Genomic DNA, 17,781 nt, shown 5'->3' on the forward strand with positions numbered 1-17,781 from the left:
ATGCGCACGAGTTGGGTATTGATTGCAGCACTGCTCGCTGGGTGCACCACGGGTACGGGAGCAAAGCCTGCTGCGGTGGCGGACAAGGCGGCACCCCCAAAGGTCAACGCCGATCCCTATCCTTCCACCTACAAGCCCTATCCCGGGGTCGCGACAGCGATCCGCAATGTGACCATCTATGATGGCGAGGGCGGTCGCTTTGAAAAGGGCGTCGTCTTCTTTTCAGGCGGAAAGATTGTCAGCGTCGGTGGGCCAGAAACCCCGATCCCGGCAGATGTCGCGGTGTTTGACGGAGCCGGCAAATGGGTGACGCCGGGGATTATCGATGTGCATTCGCATCTCGGCGACTATCCCTCCCCCGCTGTCGCGGCCCATTCGGATGGCAATGAAGCGACGGGCCCCGTCCGGTCCGAAGTCTGGGCGGAACACAGCGTCTGGCCGCAAGACCCCGGGTTCAGCCGCGCACTGGCCAATGGCGGTATCACGACACTCCAGATCCTGCCCGGCTCTGCCAATCTTTTCGGCGGGCGGTCGGTCGTGCTCAAGAATGTCTATGCGCGCACGGTGCAGGGCATGAAGTTTCCCGGCGCACCCTATGGGCTGAAGATGGCCTGCGGTGAAAACCCGAAGCGCGTCTATGGCAGCCGGGGGCAGATGCCGTCTACCCGGATGGGGAACATGGCGGTCAATCGCCAGACCTGGATCCGCGCTGCCGAATACAAGCGCAAGATCGACAAGGGCGAAACTGTGACTCGCGACCTTCAGCTGGAGACGCTGGCTGGCGTCCTGTCCGGCGACATCCTTGTCCAGAACCATTGCTACCGCGCGGACGAGATGGCGCAAGTCATCGATATGGCGAAGGAATTCGGCTACAAGATCACGGCGTTTCATCACGCGGTGGAGGCCTACAAGATTGCCGACCTGCTGAAAGAAAACGGCATTTGTGCCGCGATGTGGGCGGACTGGTGGGGCTTCAAGATGGAATCCTATGATGCCATCAACGAAAATATCCCGCTCGTCGCGCAAGCCGGCGCCTGTGCGATTGTCCATTCCGACGATCCCAACGGGATTCAGCGGCTTTATCAGGAAGCAGCCAAGGCGCTTGCTGACGGTCGACGCATGGGGATCAATATTTCTGACGAAGTGGCCTGGGAATGGCTGAGCTTCAATCCCGCAAAGGCCTTGGGCATTGCGGACAAGACCGGGAGCCTGAAGCCCGGAAAGATGGCGGACGTTGTCTTGTGGAACGGCAATCCCCTTTCCGTCTACACGCGCCCGGAAAAAGTCTGGATCGATGGCGCGCTCCTGTATGACGCGAACGATCCCAAACTCCGGCCGGTCAGCGATTTCGAACTGGGCCAGCCAGGTGAAGGAGACACGAAATGAAGCGTCTGCTTCTTCCCCTTCTCGCTCTGGTATCCACACCCGCATTTGCCCAGACGATTGCCATTACCGGCGGCAAGGTCGTCATCGGCGACGGGAGCGCACCGATTGAGAGAGGCACGGTGGTAATCGCGAATGGCCGTGTGATTGCGGCGGGCAGCACTGTTGCCATCCCTGCCGGCGCGCAGCGGATCGATGCGACCGGAAAGTGGGTCACGCCGGGTATCGTTGCGGGCTTTTCGCGGATCGGCCTGGCTGGGGTCGATGGCGTTGACGAAAGCAATGATACCGCGGCGAAATCATCACCTTTTTCCGCGTCGCTCGATATTGCGCTCGCGGTCAATCCCGATGTGGAGGCCATTTCGGTCAACCGCGCAGCGGGTGTGACGCGAGCCGTGGTCTCGCCGGACGCCGGCAATGCCATCTTTGCCGGCCAGGGTGCTGTGATCGACACGGGTGCCGACCATGATCCGATTACGCGGGCCAGGGCGTTCCAGTTCGTCGAATTTGGCCAAACCGGCGCCAGTCGTGCCGGCGGCAGTCGACCGGCCATTTTCGCGACATTCCGAAATGCTCTTGCGGAAGCGCGCGATTATCAGGTGGGCCGCCTTCGCGAAGATTCGCTGCTCAAGCGCGCCGATGCAGCCGCCCTCGTGCCCGTTATCACAGGCGCGCAAAAACTGGTCGTCCACGCCGAGAGCGCGACCGACATTCTGGCCGTCCTCTCGCTCAAGCGCGAATATCCGACGCTTTCGCTCGTCCTTGTTGGTGTGACCGAGGGCTGGAGAGTTGCGGACAGAATCGCAGCTGCGGGTGTTCCTGTGATTGCGTCGGCCGTGAATGATTTGCCGGCCGCATTCGACCAGATTGCGGCAACGCAATCCAATGTCGGGCGAATGAAGGCTGCCGGCGTCACAGTCGCGATCGGCATGATTGATGACGATGACACGCGTCAGGCGATGCATGGCGCGCAATACGCTGGAAACCTCGTCGCGCTGACCCGTGTTCCGGGTGCGACCGGGCTTTCGTGGAATGATGCCTTTGCTGCGATCACGTCAAAGCCAGCGCTAGCGATCGGCATGGGAAGCGAAATCGGTTCGCTGCAGCCCGGACGACGCGGCGATGTCGTGATCTGGGATGGGGACCCCCTAGAAGTGACATCGGGGGTTGAAGCCGTCTGGATCGATGGCGTCCGCCAACCGCTGGACACACGCCAGACCCGCCTCAGGGCGCGTTATGCCCACCCGCAGGAGGGCAATCTGCCAAAGGCCTATGATCGCTGAAAATCTGAACTGGAGACGTCCATGCTGATTATTGCGCTGACAAGCTTTGTGGGGACCCATTTCCTCTTGTCCCATCCATTCCGCGCGCCGCTGGTCAAGGCCTTGGGGGCGAACGGGTTTCTGGGGCTTTATTCGCTGATCGCACTCGGCACGTTCGTCTGGGTCGTCCAGGCCTTTGGGGCGGCGCCGACGGCAATGCCACTGTGGCCCACAGGGGATGGGCTGTGGGCCCTTGCATCCGCCCTGATGCTGATTGGCAGTATCCTTTTCGTCGGATCCCTGTTTGGCAATCCTGCCCTTCCCGGCCCGCCAGACAAGATCAACACTGCAAGGCCTGCACGAGGCGTCTTCGCCATTACCCGCCATCCCATGATGTGGGGCTTTGCCCTATGGGCGTTGGTCCATCTGCTGGTCAGCCCGCAACCCAAGGTGCTGGCGCTGACTTTGGCGATTGGCTTCCTTGCGATCTTCGGCTCAGTCGGCCAGGATGCGAAGAAGGCGGCACTGATGGGCGATGGCTGGCGTGACTGGTCCAGCCGGACGAGCTTCCTGCCCTTCGGCAACCAGATTGCCGGCAAGAGCAGCTGGGCCACAGCCTGGCCGGGGAGAACGGTGGTCTTGGCCGGGATCCTGCTGTGGCTCGTCGCGACCTACCTTCATCCCATGCTCGGCGCGCCTGTTGCCGGCATCTGGCGCTGGATGGGAAACTAGATCCGCACCATCTTCATGCCGCGTTCGCCATAACGCGGGCCAGCTGTTCCCCCGACGGGCGCTGCCGCTTCCAATGTTTCGAGGTCTTCGAGGTCAAGCGCAAGATCGACCGCGCGGGCGCTATCCTCCAGCGTCATGCGGCGCTTGAACCCGGGGATCGGTACGATATCGTCTCCCTTGGCAAGCAACCAGGCAAGAGCGATCTGGGCATTGGAGGCGCCGTGCTTCGCCGCGACTGAAGAAATCGCATCGACGACCTTCATGTTGGCAGCGAAATTGTCCCCCTGATATCGCGGATCGTTTCGCCGCCAATCATCAGCTGGTAGATCGTCGAGGCTGCTTATCGTGCCAGCAAGAAAACCCCGGCCGAGAGGCGAATAGGGCACAAAGCCGATTCCGTTTTCGCGACAGACGTCCAGAATTTCGTCTTCCACCTCTCGTTCCCAAAGCGAATATTCCGACTGCAAGGCAGCAATCGGGTGAACCTTCGCCGCGCGACGGATCGTTTGCGGTCCAGCCTCGGACAGGGCAATATGGCGAACCTTTCCTTCCTTCACGAGGTCAGCCATCCCGCCGACGGTTTCTTCGATCGGAACATTGGGATCGACCCGGTGCTGGTAGAACAGGTCGATCGTATCGATGCCCAGCCGCTTCAGTGATCCTTCGCAGGCCCGGCGCGCATTTGCTGGAGATCCATCAATCCCGACCGGCTTGTTCCCGTCCCAGCGCATCGCGAATTTGGTGGCGATGACCAGCCCGTCGCGCTTCCCCTTGATAGCAGCGCCGACCAGTTCCTCATTGGCAAACGGGCCATACATTTCGGCCGTGTCGAAAAAGGTCAGGCCAAGATCGATCGCGCGATGGATGGTCGCGGTCGATTCCGTGTCGTTGGCATTGCCATAGTTGATATTGCCTTCGCGGACCATCGGCATGCAGCCGACACCAATTGCGGAGACTTTCAGGCCCTGCCCCAGCGTGCGGTATTTCATCTTGCTCTCCTCAATCCTTTTGGCGTTCGGCGACCGTTGCAGTCACGGCCATGTCCATCGTCACATTGCCGAGAGTCCGGAAGATGTCCGGAAATGTCTCGACTGCGATGAGCAGGCCCAGCGGTTCTACCGGTACACCCATCGCGAGGCAAATGGGCGCTATGGAACTCACGAAACTGACCGATCCGGGCAAGCTGACGGCGCCGAGCGTCGTGGTGGCTCCTGCTGCGACACCGATGGCAATCTGGGTCGGGCTCAGGTCCAGACCAAACCAATAGGCAATATAGAGCGCGACGCCCAGGTTCATCGCGGGGCCCGTCGCACGAAAGATCGCGACAGCCATCGGCAGGACCACATCCGCCTTTGCTTCATCGACGCCCAGCGCCTTCACGCCCCGCAGCATTGCCGGCAGTGACGCGAGCGACGACTGGGTCGAGATTGCAACGGCCTGCGCCTCTGCCGAGGCCTTGAAAAAGGCGGGGAGCCCGCGTCGCGCGCCAAGGACTGCAAGCACGAACGACGCAAGCCAGACGATCACACCAAGGGCTGACAGGATGAACACATAATGGGCAAGAGCGCCAAGCGCCGCCGTCCCGGCCTTTGCGCCAACCACGAATGCCAGGGCGAAGACGCCAATCGGTGCAATCGACAATACCCAATTGATGATCACGACCATCGCATCGGCAATTGCTTCGAACAGGCCCGTGATCGATTTGCGCTTTTCAGGGGGCAAGCGAAGGGCTGCAAAGGCAAAAGCGGCGGTGAAGATCATCAGTGGCAGGATGGCATCGGCAGACGCGGCAGCAATCGGATTGGTCGGCACCATGGCGCGGACGAAATCACCGAAGGGCGGTACTGCGCCGGGTTTTGTCGCGCTGCCCAGCGCAAGCTTCAGCGCGTCCGCTGCACCTTCCGGCATCGGAAACAGCGTGAGCAAGGTCGGGATCATGACGGCGGCGAGAAGTGACGAACTCCACAGGATCGCGAGCATCGTCAGCACGGCACGGCCGGCCAACCGCCCCGCGCGCGCTGCATCTGCCGTCTGTGCGATTCCGGTGATGAGGAGGGCCACCACAAGCGGCACAACCGTCATGCGCAAGCCGTTGAGCCACAGCGTCCCGATCACATCCGCAACATCGACGAACCGGGTGCCCGCAACAACACCCAGAAGGATGCCGCCAACAAGGGCTATCAGAATGATGAGTGTCTTTGACATCGGGGGCTGTCTCTCCTTTTCGGGAGTGATACACAGGCCGCAAGGAGAGGCAAACAATGACTTCAAGACTCTGCCAGCAACTTGGCATCGAATTTCCCCTTTTTGCATTCAGCCATTGCCGTGACGTCGTTGCAGCCGTGAGCAAGGCCGGCGGTTTCGGTGTTCTTGGCGCGACAGCCTTCAATCCGGAACAACTGGCAATCGAACTCGACTGGATCGATGCCCATGTCGACGGCAAGCCCTATGGACTCGATGTCCTCATCCCCGAAAACATGGCCGTTAAATCGGAAAAGGACCTCACCTCGAAGAAGCTGGCCGAGCGAATTCCCCAAGGTCACAAGGATTTTGTCGATCAGCTCCTCAAGGCGCACGGGGTCGAAGGTGCGGGCGATCATGCGCGGGCGCGCAGCGACGATGCGCCGCCGCCGTTCTGGCCCGAGGAAGCAATGGAACTGCTTGAAGTCGCCTTCAAGCATCCCATCAAGATGATCATCAATGCACTCGGCGTTCCACCGCCAGCCATGATCCAGATGGGTCGTGATCATGGCGTGCCGGTCGCTGCCCTTGCTGGCGCCAAGGAGCATGCGCTGCGGCTTGCAGCCGCAGGCGTCGACATCATTGTCGCGCAAGGTGGCGAAGCGGGTGGCCATTGCGGCGAAGTGTCGACACTGGTGCTCATCCCGGAAGTCGTGCGCGCCTTGAAGGCTGAAGGCTATGACTGCCCGGTTCTCGCCGCAGGCGGGATCATGACAGGCGAACAGATGGCGGCCTGCATGGCGATGGGCGCGGCAGGCGCCTGGACCGGTTCTGTCTGGCTCGCCACACTGGAAAGCGAGACAAGCCAGATATTCCGCGAGAAGATGGTCGATGCACGGTCCCGCGACACCGTGCGTTCGAAGGGCCGGACCGGCAAATACTCGCGCCAGCTGAAATCGGCCTGGACCGATGCCTGGGAGGGACCGGAAAGCCCGGGCGCCCTGCCGATGCCGATGCAATCGCTGATCGCAGAACCTGCCATCCACCGTGCCACCAAGGCAGCCGAGGGCGGCAACGCAAAGGCACGGGAACTGGTCACCTATTTCGTCGGGCAGGGAGTGGGGCTGGTCAGCAACATCACCTCTGCCCGATCGGTGGTGCAGGATTTCATGCAGGACTATGCGACCGCGGTGGAAACGCTGAACGCAGCCTTTGACTAGACGCTTCATCGCAGCCGGGTTCGGGCTTTTGGCGCTTCTTCCCGGCTGCGTCGCAAGCATCGCGCCACGGTCATCCTATCGGGCGACTGTCATCGTCTCCTTTGCTGCGGATGGATCGGAAAGCGCCCGCGCCGCAGGCATTGCGGACCCGGCAACCCGCCGCCGGGTCACCGCGGATGACCCTGTGCGGATTGCCTCAATCTCCAAGCTGGTGACAGCGCTTGGCGTGATGCGGCTCACCGAAGCCGGGACCCTCTCGCTCGATCGCGACGTGTCGGACTGGCTGGGCTGGCGATTGCGCAATCCGGCATTTCCCGATGCTCCCGTGACGCTCCGCATGCTCCTGTCACACCGGTCGAGCCTGACGGATGGCGCCGACTATGTCGTTCCGCTTGGCGAGACACTGGAACAGCGACTTCGCGATCCCCGCGCCTGGGATACAGAGCATCGGCCAGGCAGTTATTTTCGCTACACCAATCTCAACTTTCCCGTCGTCGCCAGTGTCATGGAAAAGGCGACGGGCGAGCGCTTTGACCGGTTGATGGCGAGGCTAGTCTTTGCTCCCCTGAAGATCGATGCGTGCATGAACTGGACAAGCTGCAGCGACGCGGCCATTTCCCGCGCCGTGGTACTGAACGACGCTGAAGGGAATGTTCGCCGGGACGATCTCAAGGGCATCCGGCCGACCTGCCCCGTGGTTCCGGCAGCGGACGGATCCTGCGAGCTTTCCGCTTACCAGCCTGGCACCAATGGCGCGCTCTTTTCGCCACAGGGCGGCGTGCGTATCTCCATGCACGACCTTGGCAGGATCGGCACAATGATCCTGCGCGGGGGAGACGGGTTCCTTTCGGCCCAGTCGATTGCCGCGCTGATTGGTCCGGAGTGGCGCTTTGACGGCACGAATGGGGATACCGAAAAGGGTTTCAATTGTACCTATGGTCTGGCTGTCCAGACCCTGTCGACCGCCCGGCCCGGCTGCAAGGATGATCCCTTTGGCGACGGAAAACCCCGGATCGGGCATGCCGGGGAGGCCTATGGCCTGCGATCAGGACTTTGGCTGGATCGCGACCGCAAACGCGGGATCGCTTTTTTCACAACCGCCATTCCTGACGATGCCTCTTCCGGACGATCAGCCTTTACGACGGCTGAAGAAGCCATCCTGCGACGCTAGAAATTACCGGCCAGCGCCAAAACCACGCCCATACCCACGGTCAACAGGCCTGCAAGTTCGCTTCGGGCCAAGGGCTCGCGCAGATAATAGCGCCCGAAGGCCAGCGTAAAGATCACTTCCACTTGTCCGACGGCCCGAACAAGCGCGACAGGCGCAGTTGCAAAGCCCGTGAACCAGCAGGCGGACCCCATCGCCGCGAGCAGCCCGACTTGACTCGAAACCCGCCAGCTTCGCGCGATGCGGGCCAGCTGTTCGCGCTCCCGAACTGCGACATAGGCGCCCTGCAACAGGGCCTGGAGCCCGAGAACCGCCACGAGCGTCACCAGCGCTGCAAGCACCTTGTCCGTCGTCTCTACCACCAAAGTCGCGCGCTTGATGAACACGGACGTAAGTGCGAACAGGAGCCCGGCCCCCAGCCCACACAGCGCCGCAGGCTGAGCAAGGTCGCTCAGGCGAGGCCGTTGCCCGCCAGCCGACAGGACGACGACACCGACAACGCCAACGCCGATGCCGATCCAGGTGAGGACGGACAGGTGTTCGCCCAGCAGGATCATCGCAAGGATTGCGCCCTGCACGGCTTCGGTCTTTGCATAGGCAGAGCCGACCACATAGTTGCGAAATCCGAAGGCGAGAATCAGAAGGTTCGTGCCAAGGATTTGCGCCACGCCGCCCATAGCGGCATGGACCCAGAAGCCATCATGATGGCCCGGCAGCGAAGCCTGCGAGAAGAACAGATATGTGGCGAGCAAGAGGCAGCCGACCGGAAACCCGAAGAGATAGCGCACCAGCCCGGCGGCATTGACTGAAAGTTCGGCCCGCACGCGCTGCTGCACTGCTGTCCGCCAAGCCTGGAACAGCCCGGCGAGAAGTGTGGCGGGAAGCCAGATCACGCGGGCTGCAACAACCCTTCCTCGGCAATCTTCTTTCTCCACACGAGCGGAGCGGTCACATGGACATTTTCACCCTGGCTGTCGACCGCCACCGTGACAGGCATATCCTGCACAGTGAATTCATAGATCGCTTCCATCCCGAGGTCCTCGAAGCCGACGACCTTTGATGCCTTGATGGCGCGGGCGACGAGATAAGCCGCGCCACCGACAGCCATCAGATATGCCGACTTGTGGTTTGCGATACTCTGCGTCGCAGCCGGCCCGCGTTCTGCCTTGCCGACACAGGCGAGCAAGCCCTGATCGAGCATCATGTCCATGAACTTGTCCATGCGGGTCGCTGTCGTCGGGCCGGCCGGGCCGACAATCTCATCCCGCACGGGATCGACCGGTCCGACATAGTAGATGACGCGGCCCTTGAAGCTGACGGGCAAGTCCTCACCTTTGGCCAGCATGTCAGCGATACGCTTGTGCGCGGCATCGCGGCCCGTGAGCATCTTTCCGTTGAGAAGCAGCCGGTCACCCGGCTTCCAGCTGGCAACGATTTCGGGTGTCAGCGTGTCAAGATCGACATGGATTGCAGCCTTGTCCGGCGTCCAGTTCACGTCCGGCCAGTCAGAGAGCTTGGGTGGCTCGAGATAGGCCGGACCGGACCCGTCGAGATGGAAATGCGCATGGCGCGTGGCGGCACAGTTCGGAATCATCGCCACCGGCTTCGAAGCCGCATGCGTCGGATAATCCATGATCTTCACGTCGAGAATCGTCGCAAGGCCACCCAGCCCTTGCGCCCCGATGCCAAGCGCATTCACCTTGTCGAATATCTCGATCCGGAGGCGCTCGATGTCGTTCTGCGGCCCGCGTGCCTTCAACTGGGCCATGTCGATGTCACCCATCAGCGATTCCTTGGCGAGCGTCATGGCCTTTTCCGCCGTTCCGCCGATACCGATCCCGAGCATGCCCGGCGGGCACCAGCCGGCGCCCATCTGCGGGACCATCTCCAGTACCCAATCCACAATGGAATCCGAAGGGTTGAGCATCTTGAACTTGGACTTGTTCTCGCTGCCGCCGCCCTTCGCAGCAACTTGCACGTCGACATGATGGCCCGGCACCATTTCAAGGTTCAACACGCATGGTGTATTGTCCCGCGTGTTGACCCGCGTGAAAGCCGGATCGGCAAGGATCGAGGCGCGCAGCTTGTTGTCCGGGTGGAGATAGGCACGGCGCACGCCTTCATCGACGACGTCCTGCAAGGCGCGATCAGAGTCGAGCATGCAGCCCTGCCCCCATTTGATGAAGACAGTGACAATGCCCGTGTCCTGGCACAGCGGGCGATGGCCTTCGGCGCACATGCGGCTGTTGGTCAGGATCTGGGCAATCGCATCCTTGGCCGCCGGGCCCTGTTCTGCGCGATAGGCATCCCCCAACGCACGGATATAATCCATTGGGTGGTAATAGGAGATATATTGGAGCGCGTCGGCAACGCTCTCGATGAGATCCGCTTCACGAATGATGGTCGGCATGGCGAGCCCCTGAGAATTGGCAAACAGGGGCTCGCCTTAGACCGGCCTTCTAAGAGATTGCAACGATTGGCAGGCTGCGGATGCGTTTTCCGGTGGCCGCAAAAAGGGCATTGGCAAGTGCCGGGGCCGACGGCGGGACCCCGGGTTCGCCAAGCCCTCCCATCGGGGCACCGCTTTCAATGAAATGCACATCGATGCTGGCAGGTGCGCCTTCCATTTTCAGGATCGGGTAATCGCCAAAATTGCTTTGCACAACGGCGCCCTTTTCAAGGGTGATGGCTTCGCCCACGGCAGTCGACAGGCCCATCACGATGCCGCCTTGGATCTGGTTTTCACCGTTCGACGGATTCACGGTCCTTCCGCAATCGACGACTGCGTAAACCTTGTGAATCTTGGGCGTACCATCGTCCTTCACGGATGCCTCAATGACCTGGCCAACAATCGTCTGAAACGATTCAACAATGGCAACGCCGCGGCCGACACCCGCCGGAAGCGGTGTTCCCCAGCCGGACCGTTTTGCCACTTCGTTGAGGACAGCAAGGTGGCGGGAACCGGGCTTCAGATACCGGGCACGGAATTCGACCGGGTCTGCGCCTGCGGCTGCGGCCAGTTCGTCCATGAAGCACTCATTGTAAAAGCCGTGCTGGGTGCTGTTGACCGATCGCCAGGCACCGGTCGTCTGATTGGACTCGTGCTTGAAGAGGCGGCGAGACACAGCAGGCAAGTCGTAAATGAAGGTCGCTTCGCCCTCGATGCCCTCCGTCTGGGCATAATCATTCCGCCAGGCCGCAATCTTGCCATCCTTGCCGAGCGCAGCCGTCAGATGCGCCGAACTTTGCGGACGATAGGCGCCCTGCGTCACCTCTTCCTCGCGGCTCCAGATCAACTTGACGGGATGGGGCAGTTGCATGGCCAGCCTGGTGACCTGTTCGACAATTTCGACATACATTGGCAATCGCCGACCGAAGCTCCCGCCACTCGCCATTGGGTGGAATGTCACGTCATCGGCAGAAAGCCCCGAGAACTTGACCGCCGCCATCTTGGTGGCCAGCGGATCCTGGAGCCCACCCCAGATGTCGAGTTTGCCGTCTTTGTGATGTGCGGTCAGTGCAAAAGGTTCCATCATTGCGTGATGCAGGAACGGGAGGCGGAAATCTGCCTCGACACGCTTGGCGCCAGACGTTTTCAGCCCAGCCTCGACATCGCCTTCGCCCGCTTCGCTTTCGACCTTCCCGGCCTTGCGGAGCGCATCATGCGCGGCAAAGATCGACGCGGTCGAAATCGCGCCATTGCCGCCATCGCTGAACTTTGGCGAAAGCGCGCGCAGGCCCTGAAGCGCTGGCCAATAACCCTTTGCAACGACAGCAACCGCATTTTCGAGCTTGATGACTTTCTCGACACCCTTCACAGCCATTGCAGGGGCCGGGTCGACCGAGACGAGCTTTCCGCCCCGGATCGGTGCCGCCGTGATGGTGGCAACGCGCATGTCCGGTAATTGCACGTCCATGCCGTATTGCATTGTGCCGTTGACCTTAGCCGGTGTGTCGAGGCGCGGGATGGGCTTCCCGATCAAGCGATAAGTCTTCGGATCCTTGAGTTTGGGTTCGTCCGTCAGCGACCGTTGGGCTGCTTCTGCAGCCAGTTCGCCAAAGCGGAGAGACTTGCCTGTTTTGGCATGAACGACCTTGCTCTCTGCCGTTGTGAGTTCGCCTTCAGGAACGCCGAGGCGCTTTGCCGCGGTTTCAACCAGGGCCTTGCGCGTGGCTGCACCAAGGACCTGCATTGTTCTCTGTCCGGTAAACCGCAGGGCGGATGATCCGCCCGTAATCTGGATTGGCATTGCGCGCGCTATGAATGAAAGCAGCGCCACCGGAAGCGCGTTGATGATTGCCGGGTGGCCCGACATCTCTGCAAGAAAGCCCTGCCCCAGCATCGTGTTGGCAAACGCCTTTTCCGCAGGAGCGGCCACGACATTGACCTTTGTCCAATCAGCATCCAGTTCTTCGGCAAGCATTTGGCCAAGTCCGGTACTGGACCCCTGCCCGATATCGGCATGCGGCGAATAGACTGTGATTGCATCATCTTCCGCGATCTTGAGCCAACCGCCGAAGGACGATTCGCCTTTGCCCGTCGTGAGGGCGACCGCATCTTCAGACGCGGAATGGTCCAGCCACTTGAGTGCGAACACACCGCCGCCAACCAGTGCTGCACCGCCGATCAGGAATGCCCTGCGCTTCACGCCCATCTCACTTGCCTCCTGCGACGGAATGGATTGCGGCGCGGATCCGCGTGTAGGTTCCGCAGCGGCAAATGTTTGTCATCGCCTCGTCAATCTGTGCGTCGGTCGGTTGGGGGGTCGACTTGAGCAGGGCCGTTGCCGCCATGATCTGGCCAGACTGGCAGTATCCGCACTGGGGTACCTGATGATCGATCCAGGCTTGCTGGAGCGGGGAGAGCGTGCCGTTCGACCCCAATCCTTCGATCGTGGTCACGGACTTGCCCGCAACCTCTCCGACAGGTAACGAGCAGGACCGGACCAGTTCTCCGTCGACATGGACACTGCATGCACCACACGCTGCAATCCCGCAGCCGAACTTCGTGCCCGTCAGCCCCAATTCTTCGCGCAGGGCCCAGAGCAGTGGTGTATCGGGTTCTCCGGCAAACGAAACCTCCTTGCCATTGACCTGCGCAGCTATGACCATCTCTGCCTCTTCCTTGTCGATTATTCAGTGTTGAAAGAAGTTCCTATCATCCTAGGTTTCAAAACACTACGGTTTAAGTAAAGGAGTGAGAGCCCTGCCAGAATGCGTTGCAAGCGGTGCTGCCAGTCACCGCGATATCATTGAAACGGCGCTGCATTGGCGCGGAAACAGTCTCGCAATTGCGACTGTCGTGGAGACGTGGCGTTCTGCACCCTGCCCTGCCGGTACACATATGCTCATGCATGAAGACGGCCGTTTTGTCGGTTCGGTCTCGGGCGGCTGCGTTGAAGCCGATGTGCTGGAGACAGCCGCAATGGTCATCGCCAGCGGGACGCATCAGGTGAAGCGCTATGGCACTGCCGATGGCGCGGTGTGGGAGGCGGGCCTTCCATGCGGCGGCGATATCCTGATCCTGATCCAGCCCGTCAGCGCTACTGGGTTCCCTCCCGATCTCTTTGAGCAAATTGACGCCGCCAACAGGGCCGGCAAGCCCCTGACAATCCGGACCAGCCTCGAGACTGGATTGAGCGCGTTGGACACCGGGGCCTTCGTCAACATCTACGCGCCACCCCGGCGCCTGTTGATCGTCGGTGCTGTGGAAATCGCCCGGACACTGTCTCGCCTGGCGCGTGATACCGGATCGAACGTGACCGTGATCGACCCCCGCTCCCGCTTCCTGACCGAGGAGCGGTTTCCCGGAGTTTCCTTGGATGACAGGTGGCCGGATGAAGCGATAAAGGCCCTGTGTCCCGACGAACACACTGCAGTGGTCACGCTCAGTCATGACCCGAAAATCGACGACCCCGCACTGAAAGCCGCGCTTGCCGCGCCAACCGGCTATATTGCGGCCCTCGGGTCAAAATCTTCACATGCCGCGAGGCTTTTGCGATTGCAGTCGCTGGGCTGTACCGATGAGCAGTTAGCCAGGATCGAAGGGCCGGCGGGCGTCACGATTAATGCGATCAACGCGCCCGAAATTGCGCTGTCGATCGCAGGTGGAATGGTCCGGGCCTTCAACCATGGCCGACGCTAGAATCGTTGGCGCCCTGCTTGCCGCCGGACGCGGATCGCGTTTTGGCGGAAACAAGCTTGAGGCCAGGATCAAGGGCCAGATGATTGGAGAAAGCGCTGCCCAAGCAATGGCCGGCTGCGGTCTGGACTGGAATGTCGCGATCTGTGGCACTGGCATGGCTAAGCTCGATGCAGCACTCGACAGGCTGGGCTTCCGGCGTGTCGCCAACCCCGCGCCGGAACAGGGACTATCGCAATCGCTCAGGCTGGCAGCGCAATACGCTCTCGACCGCGACGCCGACGGCATTCTGGTTTGCCTTGGCGACATGCCCTTTGTCGAAACGAGCCATCTTCATCAGATCGTCCATGCGTTCGACCGCAGTGGTCGCGGATCGGTCATTGCCTCACGAGCTGAGTCCTACCTCGGCCCGCCTGCGCTTTTTCCCAGATCGACCTTTGCGCGCCTCTTGACCTTGTCCGGTGATCGTGGCGCACAGGATCTGCTGAGAGACGCAGTTTCCGTCAACGCCAGCGCTGGCGCCCTTGCCGATATCGACACACAGGACGACCTGGTGGCACGCGGATAATCTCCTTCTGGACCCGACTGCGGTGCCTGACCGGGTTTGAGAGCAAGCAGCGGGGTGCGCAAACCGGCGCCTCGAAGCATTGGCGTTCCGTATAGTGACCACCGGTCATGATGCAGAAAGGGATGAACATGGGCCACTCAAACCATGACCAGATGTCGCATGATCTTGACCAGCAGGGATGGGCGATCCAGCCCGGCCTGATCAAGCCAATCCTTTGCGACGAGCTGGCAGCCCTCTATCAACCGGCCGTTGGCTTCCGCAGCCATGTGGTGATGCAACGCCATGGCTTCGGTCGGGGCGAGTATCGCTATTTCTCCTATCCGCTGCCACCATTGGTGCAGCATTTCCGCGCGACGCTCTATCCATTGCTCGCACCCATTGCCAATCGGTGGCACGAACGCATGGGGTTGGAAGCGCGATTCCCGCTTGAGCATGATGACTTTCTGGCGCGCTGCCATGCGGCGGGTCAGACGCGGCCCACTCCGTTGCTTCTCCAATATGGCGCGGATGACTTCAATTGCCTCCACCAGGACCTTTATGGTGCGCATGTTTTTCCGCTTCAGGTTGCGGTCCTGCTGTCTGAGCCGGGCAAGGATTTCAATGGGGGCGAGTTTGTCCTCACGGAACAGAGGCCGCGCATGCAATCCCGCGTCGAAGTCCTGCCCCTGTGCAAGGGCGATGCTGTTGTCTTTGCCGTCAGTGACAGGCCAGTCTCCGGCAGCCGCGGCGACTATCGCGTGAAGATGCGTCACGGCGTGAGTCGGGTCCGTGCCGGACGAAGACACACGCTGGGCATTATCTTTCACGACGCAGCATGATTCCCGGCAAGGAGAATATTTTCTCCGTCACGCCTTAACCCCTTGCCAAAGATTCAATTCGCGAAAATCCTGCGCGTCGCTGCGGTGCGACATGAATTTTGTGCCATGAGTCGAGTCGATATTGCGACGAACCGAGTCTCTAAATTGTCATTTACCCTCTTGCTTCGCACAGCGGTTGAGGCACTATGGCTAGTGGCTTGATCGGGGGGCAACCCAACAGCTTGTGTTTCTGCGCTGTGCGACGCGAATCGCGCAGCAGGGAAGTTTTGCGCTGTGGATTGCGGGGAGAAGCGGGAATCTTCGCGCAGTTCCTCCCGAAAAATGCTATACGGGCAGTTCGTGCCCGATTCGAACATATGCGGAACGTGATTAGGGGTTGGGAATGGATTTTCGGGATACGCAAAGTGTTGGCGATGCAGATGTGGCGACGGTAATCGAGGCCCCGGCTTCAAGTGACAAGACGGACAGCAAGAGCCGTGCGATGCCGTACAAGCTCGAAACTGACCCCTCGCGCGATGCGTTGCTTACAGATTTCGGCAAGGAAACGCTGAAAGACCGTTATCTCCTGCCGGGTGAGACCTATCAGGACCTGTTCGTGCGCGTGGCCAGTGCCTATGCGGACGATCAGGCGCATGCCCAGCGCATCTATGACTATATCTCGAAGCTGTGGTTCATGCCGGCAACGCCTGTCCTTTCGAACGGCGGCACCGGACGTGGTCTGCCCATTTCCTGCTATCTGAATTCGGTCGACGACAGCCTGGAGGGCATCGTCAACACCTGGAACGAAAATGTCTGGCTCGCATCGCGTGGCGGCGGGATCGGCACCTATTGGGGTTCGGTCCGTGGCATTGGCGAACCGGTCGGCCTCAATGGCAAGACCAGCGGGATAATTCCCTTTGTCCGCGTGATGGATTCGCTGACGCTGGCCATTTCGCAAGGCAGCCTGCGTCGCGGATCAGCTGCGGTCTATCTCGACATTTCGCACCCCGAGATCGAGGAATTCCTCGAAATCCGCAAACCCTCGGGCGATTTCAACCGCAAGGCTTTGAACTTGCATCATGGTGTCCTCGTCACGGACGCCTTCATGGAAGCCGTCCGCAATGGCGAGGAATGGGTGCTGCGTTCGCCGAAGGACAATTCGGAGCGCGGCCGCGTCGATGCGCGCAGCCTGTTCCAGAAGCTGGTCGAAACCCGCCTTGCGACGGGAGAGCCCTACATCGTCTTTTCCGATCATGTGAACAAGGCGATGCCGAAGCATCACCGCGAACTGGGCTTCAAGGTTTCGACGTCCAATCTGTGCAGTGAAATTACCCTCCCCACGGGTCGCGACCATCTGGGGAATGACCGCACGGCGGTCTGTTGCTTGTCCTCGCTCAACCTTGAGACTTGGGATCAGTGGAGTGGGGACAAGCAATTCATCGAAGATGTCATGCGTTTCCTCGACAATGTCCTGACCGACTATATCGACCGCGCGCCGCCCGAAATGGCGCGGGCCGTCTATTCGGCAAGCCGCGAGCGTTCGGTCGGCCTTGGCGTGATGGGCTTCCACTCCTTCCTCCAGGCCCGCGGACTGCCGTTCGAAGGAGCCATGGCCAAGAGCTGGAACATGCGCATCTTCAAGCACCTTTCCGCCAGCGTGAATGAAGCATCGATGCTGCTGGCCACCGAACGCGGCGCCTGCCCGGATGCCGAGGAACGTGGCGTGATGGAACGTTTTTCCTGCAAGACGGCGATCGCGCCGACGGCCTCGATCAGCATCATCTGCGGTGGGACGAGTGCGTGCATTGAGCCGATCCCGGCGAACATCTACACGCACAAGACGCTGTCCGGCAGCTTCTCGATCCGCAACCCACACCTTGAAAAGCTGCTGACCGAAAAGGCGAAGAACAGCGAAGCCGTCTGGAACTCGATCCTCGAACAGGGCGGGTCCGTCCAGCATCTCGACTTCCTGTCGTCGGAGGAGAAGGACACGTTCAAGACCAGCTTCGAGATCGACCAGCGCTGGCTGATCGAACTCGCGGCGGACAGGACGCCCTATATCGACCAAGCGCAGTCACTTAACCTGTTCATCCCGGCAGACGTAGAAAAATGGGACTTGCTGATGCTCCATTTCCGCGCCTGGGAACTGGGCATCAAGTCGCTCTATTACCTCCGCTCCAAGTCGATCCAGCGCGCAGGCTTTGCGGGCGGCGTCGAGGCGGACAACACGATTGACCTCAAGCAGATCGAGGTCGAAGCCAAGGATTATGACGAGTGTCTCGCATGTCAGTGACCGGGTCACTGATGTTCGAGATCCTCAACGCGCCG

At 60.8% G+C, this 17,781-nt stretch carries 15 protein-coding genes; 9 read left to right on the top strand and 6 right to left on the bottom strand.

Annotated features, from left to right (window positions below):
- The 3 genes from K0O24_RS00815 to K0O24_RS00825 are packed head-to-tail and all read left to right on the top strand — an operon-like array spanning window position 1 to window position 3,377.
- The gene (locus K0O24_RS00815; RefSeq protein ID WP_219893960.1) at window positions 1-1,386 is read left to right on the top strand and encodes an amidohydrolase; all 1,386 of its coding nucleotides are present in this window, start codon (window positions 1-3) and stop codon (window positions 1,384-1,386) included.
- Window positions 1,383-2,666: an amidohydrolase family protein gene (locus K0O24_RS00820; protein WP_219893961.1), complete on the top strand. Its 1,284-nt coding sequence runs from the start codon at window positions 1,383-1,385 to the stop codon at window positions 2,664-2,666. The genes K0O24_RS00815 and K0O24_RS00820 overlap by 4 nt, the downstream gene beginning before the upstream one ends.
- 21 nt (window positions 2,667-2,687) lie before the next feature.
- On the top strand, window positions 2,688-3,377 hold the full coding sequence (locus K0O24_RS00825) for an NnrU family protein (protein WP_219893962.1): 690 nt from the start codon (window positions 2,688-2,690) through the stop codon (window positions 3,375-3,377).
- On the opposite strand, the gene K0O24_RS00830 is transcribed toward K0O24_RS00825, so the two are convergent.
- Both K0O24_RS00830 and K0O24_RS00835 read right to left on the bottom strand, forming a co-directional pair.
- Window positions 3,374-4,366 (bottom strand): aldo/keto reductase, encoded by a 993-nt coding sequence (locus tag K0O24_RS00830; RefSeq protein ID WP_219893963.1) that lies wholly within the window; start codon window positions 4,364-4,366, stop codon window positions 3,374-3,376. The two genes, K0O24_RS00825 and K0O24_RS00830, sit on opposite strands and share 4 nt — an antisense overlap.
- 10 nt (window positions 4,367-4,376) lie before the next feature.
- The gene (locus K0O24_RS00835) at window positions 4,377-5,582 is read right to left on the bottom strand and encodes a dicarboxylate/amino acid:cation symporter (protein ID WP_219893964.1); all 1,206 of its coding nucleotides are present in this window, start codon (window positions 5,580-5,582) and stop codon (window positions 4,377-4,379) included.
- 56 nt (window positions 5,583-5,638) lie between these two features.
- On the opposite strand from K0O24_RS00835, the gene K0O24_RS00840 reads away from it, so the two are divergent.
- Together K0O24_RS00840 and K0O24_RS00845 are read left to right on the top strand one after the other, a co-directional pair.
- On the top strand, window positions 5,639-6,778 hold the full coding sequence (locus tag K0O24_RS00840) for a nitronate monooxygenase (protein ID WP_219893965.1): 1,140 nt from the start codon (window positions 5,639-5,641) through the stop codon (window positions 6,776-6,778).
- Window positions 6,771-7,949 (top strand): serine hydrolase domain-containing protein, encoded by a 1,179-nt coding sequence (locus tag K0O24_RS00845; RefSeq protein ID WP_246611074.1) that lies wholly within the window; start codon window positions 6,771-6,773, stop codon window positions 7,947-7,949. Before K0O24_RS00840 ends, K0O24_RS00845 begins: the two co-directional genes overlap by 8 nt.
- Here the strand turns inward: K0O24_RS00845 and K0O24_RS00850 are convergent.
- Genes K0O24_RS00850 through K0O24_RS00865 form a run of 4 tightly spaced genes read right to left on the bottom strand, consistent with a single transcriptional unit; the run spans window position 7,946 to window position 13,058 of the window.
- On the bottom strand, window positions 7,946-8,839 hold the full coding sequence (locus K0O24_RS00850; RefSeq protein WP_219893966.1) for an EamA family transporter: 894 nt from the start codon (window positions 8,837-8,839) through the stop codon (window positions 7,946-7,948). The two genes, K0O24_RS00845 and K0O24_RS00850, sit on opposite strands and share 4 nt — an antisense overlap.
- Complete coding sequence (locus K0O24_RS00855) at window positions 8,836-10,356, bottom strand: fumarate hydratase (protein WP_219893967.1); 1,521 nt, start codon at window positions 10,354-10,356, stop codon at window positions 8,836-8,838. Before K0O24_RS00855 ends, K0O24_RS00850 begins: the two co-directional genes overlap by 4 nt.
- Before the next feature lie 49 nt (window positions 10,357-10,405).
- Window positions 10,406-12,601 (bottom strand): xanthine dehydrogenase family protein molybdopterin-binding subunit, encoded by a 2,196-nt coding sequence (locus K0O24_RS00860; RefSeq protein ID WP_219893968.1) that lies wholly within the window; start codon window positions 12,599-12,601, stop codon window positions 10,406-10,408.
- Window position 12,602: 1 nt separating this feature from the next.
- Window positions 12,603-13,058 carry a (2Fe-2S)-binding protein gene (locus K0O24_RS00865; RefSeq protein WP_219893969.1) on the bottom strand — a complete coding sequence of 152 codons (456 nt, stop codon included), beginning with the start codon at window positions 13,056-13,058 and terminating at the stop codon, window positions 12,603-12,605.
- A gap of 85 nt (window positions 13,059-13,143) precedes the next feature.
- Between K0O24_RS00865 and K0O24_RS00870 the strand changes: the two genes are divergently transcribed.
- From K0O24_RS00870 to K0O24_RS00885, 4 genes are all read left to right on the top strand, one after another.
- Complete coding sequence (locus tag K0O24_RS00870; protein WP_425514754.1) at window positions 13,144-14,091, top strand: XdhC family protein; 948 nt, start codon at window positions 13,144-13,146, stop codon at window positions 14,089-14,091.
- Window positions 14,078-14,656 (top strand): nucleotidyltransferase family protein, encoded by a 579-nt coding sequence (locus K0O24_RS00875; RefSeq protein ID WP_219893970.1) that lies wholly within the window; start codon window positions 14,078-14,080, stop codon window positions 14,654-14,656. Before K0O24_RS00870 ends, K0O24_RS00875 begins: the two co-directional genes overlap by 14 nt.
- A 107-nt stretch (window positions 14,657-14,763) precedes the next feature.
- A complete protein-coding gene (locus K0O24_RS00880) occupies window positions 14,764-15,474 on the top strand; it encodes a 2OG-Fe(II) oxygenase (protein ID WP_246611075.1) in 711 nt (236 codons plus the stop codon).
- A 382-nt stretch (window positions 15,475-15,856) separates the two neighbouring features.
- On the top strand, window positions 15,857-17,746 hold the full coding sequence (locus K0O24_RS00885; RefSeq protein WP_219893971.1) for a ribonucleoside-diphosphate reductase subunit alpha: 1,890 nt from the start codon (window positions 15,857-15,859) through the stop codon (window positions 17,744-17,746).
- The last annotated feature ends 35 nt before the right edge of the window (window positions 17,747-17,781 follow it).

The organism is Aquisediminimonas profunda (assembly GCF_019443285.1).
Taxonomy (GTDB): domain Bacteria; phylum Pseudomonadota; class Alphaproteobacteria; order Sphingomonadales; family Sphingomonadaceae; genus Aquisediminimonas; species Aquisediminimonas profunda.

Excerpts from the sequence above, each read along its gene's own strand:
- K0O24_RS00830 (WP_219893963.1), bottom strand. The coding sequence starts at position 4,366 with ATGAAATACCGCACGCTGGGGCAGGGCCTGAAAGTCTCCGCAATTGGT.
- K0O24_RS00860 (WP_219893968.1), bottom strand. The coding sequence starts at position 12,601 with ATGGGCGTGAAGCGCAGGGCATTCCTGATCGGCGGTGCAGCACTGGTT.
- K0O24_RS00840 (WP_219893965.1), top strand. The coding sequence starts at position 5,639 with ATGACTTCAAGACTCTGCCAGCAACTTGGCATCGAATTTCCCCTTTTT.
- K0O24_RS00865 (WP_219893969.1), bottom strand. The coding sequence starts at position 13,058 with ATGGTCATAGCTGCGCAGGTCAATGGCAAGGAGGTTTCGTTTGCCGGA.
- K0O24_RS00880 (WP_246611075.1), top strand. The coding sequence starts at position 14,764 with ATGATGCAGAAAGGGATGAACATGGGCCACTCAAACCATGACCAGATG.
- K0O24_RS00885 (WP_219893971.1), top strand. The coding sequence starts at position 15,857 with ATGGATTTTCGGGATACGCAAAGTGTTGGCGATGCAGATGTGGCGACG.
- K0O24_RS00820 (WP_219893961.1), top strand. The coding sequence starts at position 1,383 with ATGAAGCGTCTGCTTCTTCCCCTTCTCGCTCTGGTATCCACACCCGCA.
- K0O24_RS00875 (WP_219893970.1), top strand. The coding sequence starts at position 14,078 with ATGGCCGACGCTAGAATCGTTGGCGCCCTGCTTGCCGCCGGACGCGGA.
- K0O24_RS00825 (WP_219893962.1), top strand. The coding sequence starts at position 2,688 with ATGCTGATTATTGCGCTGACAAGCTTTGTGGGGACCCATTTCCTCTTG.
- K0O24_RS00855 (WP_219893967.1), bottom strand. The coding sequence starts at position 10,356 with ATGCCGACCATCATTCGTGAAGCGGATCTCATCGAGAGCGTTGCCGAC.
- K0O24_RS00815 (WP_219893960.1), top strand. The coding sequence starts at position 1 with ATGCGCACGAGTTGGGTATTGATTGCAGCACTGCTCGCTGGGTGCACC.
- K0O24_RS00835 (WP_219893964.1), bottom strand. The coding sequence starts at position 5,582 with ATGTCAAAGACACTCATCATTCTGATAGCCCTTGTTGGCGGCATCCTT.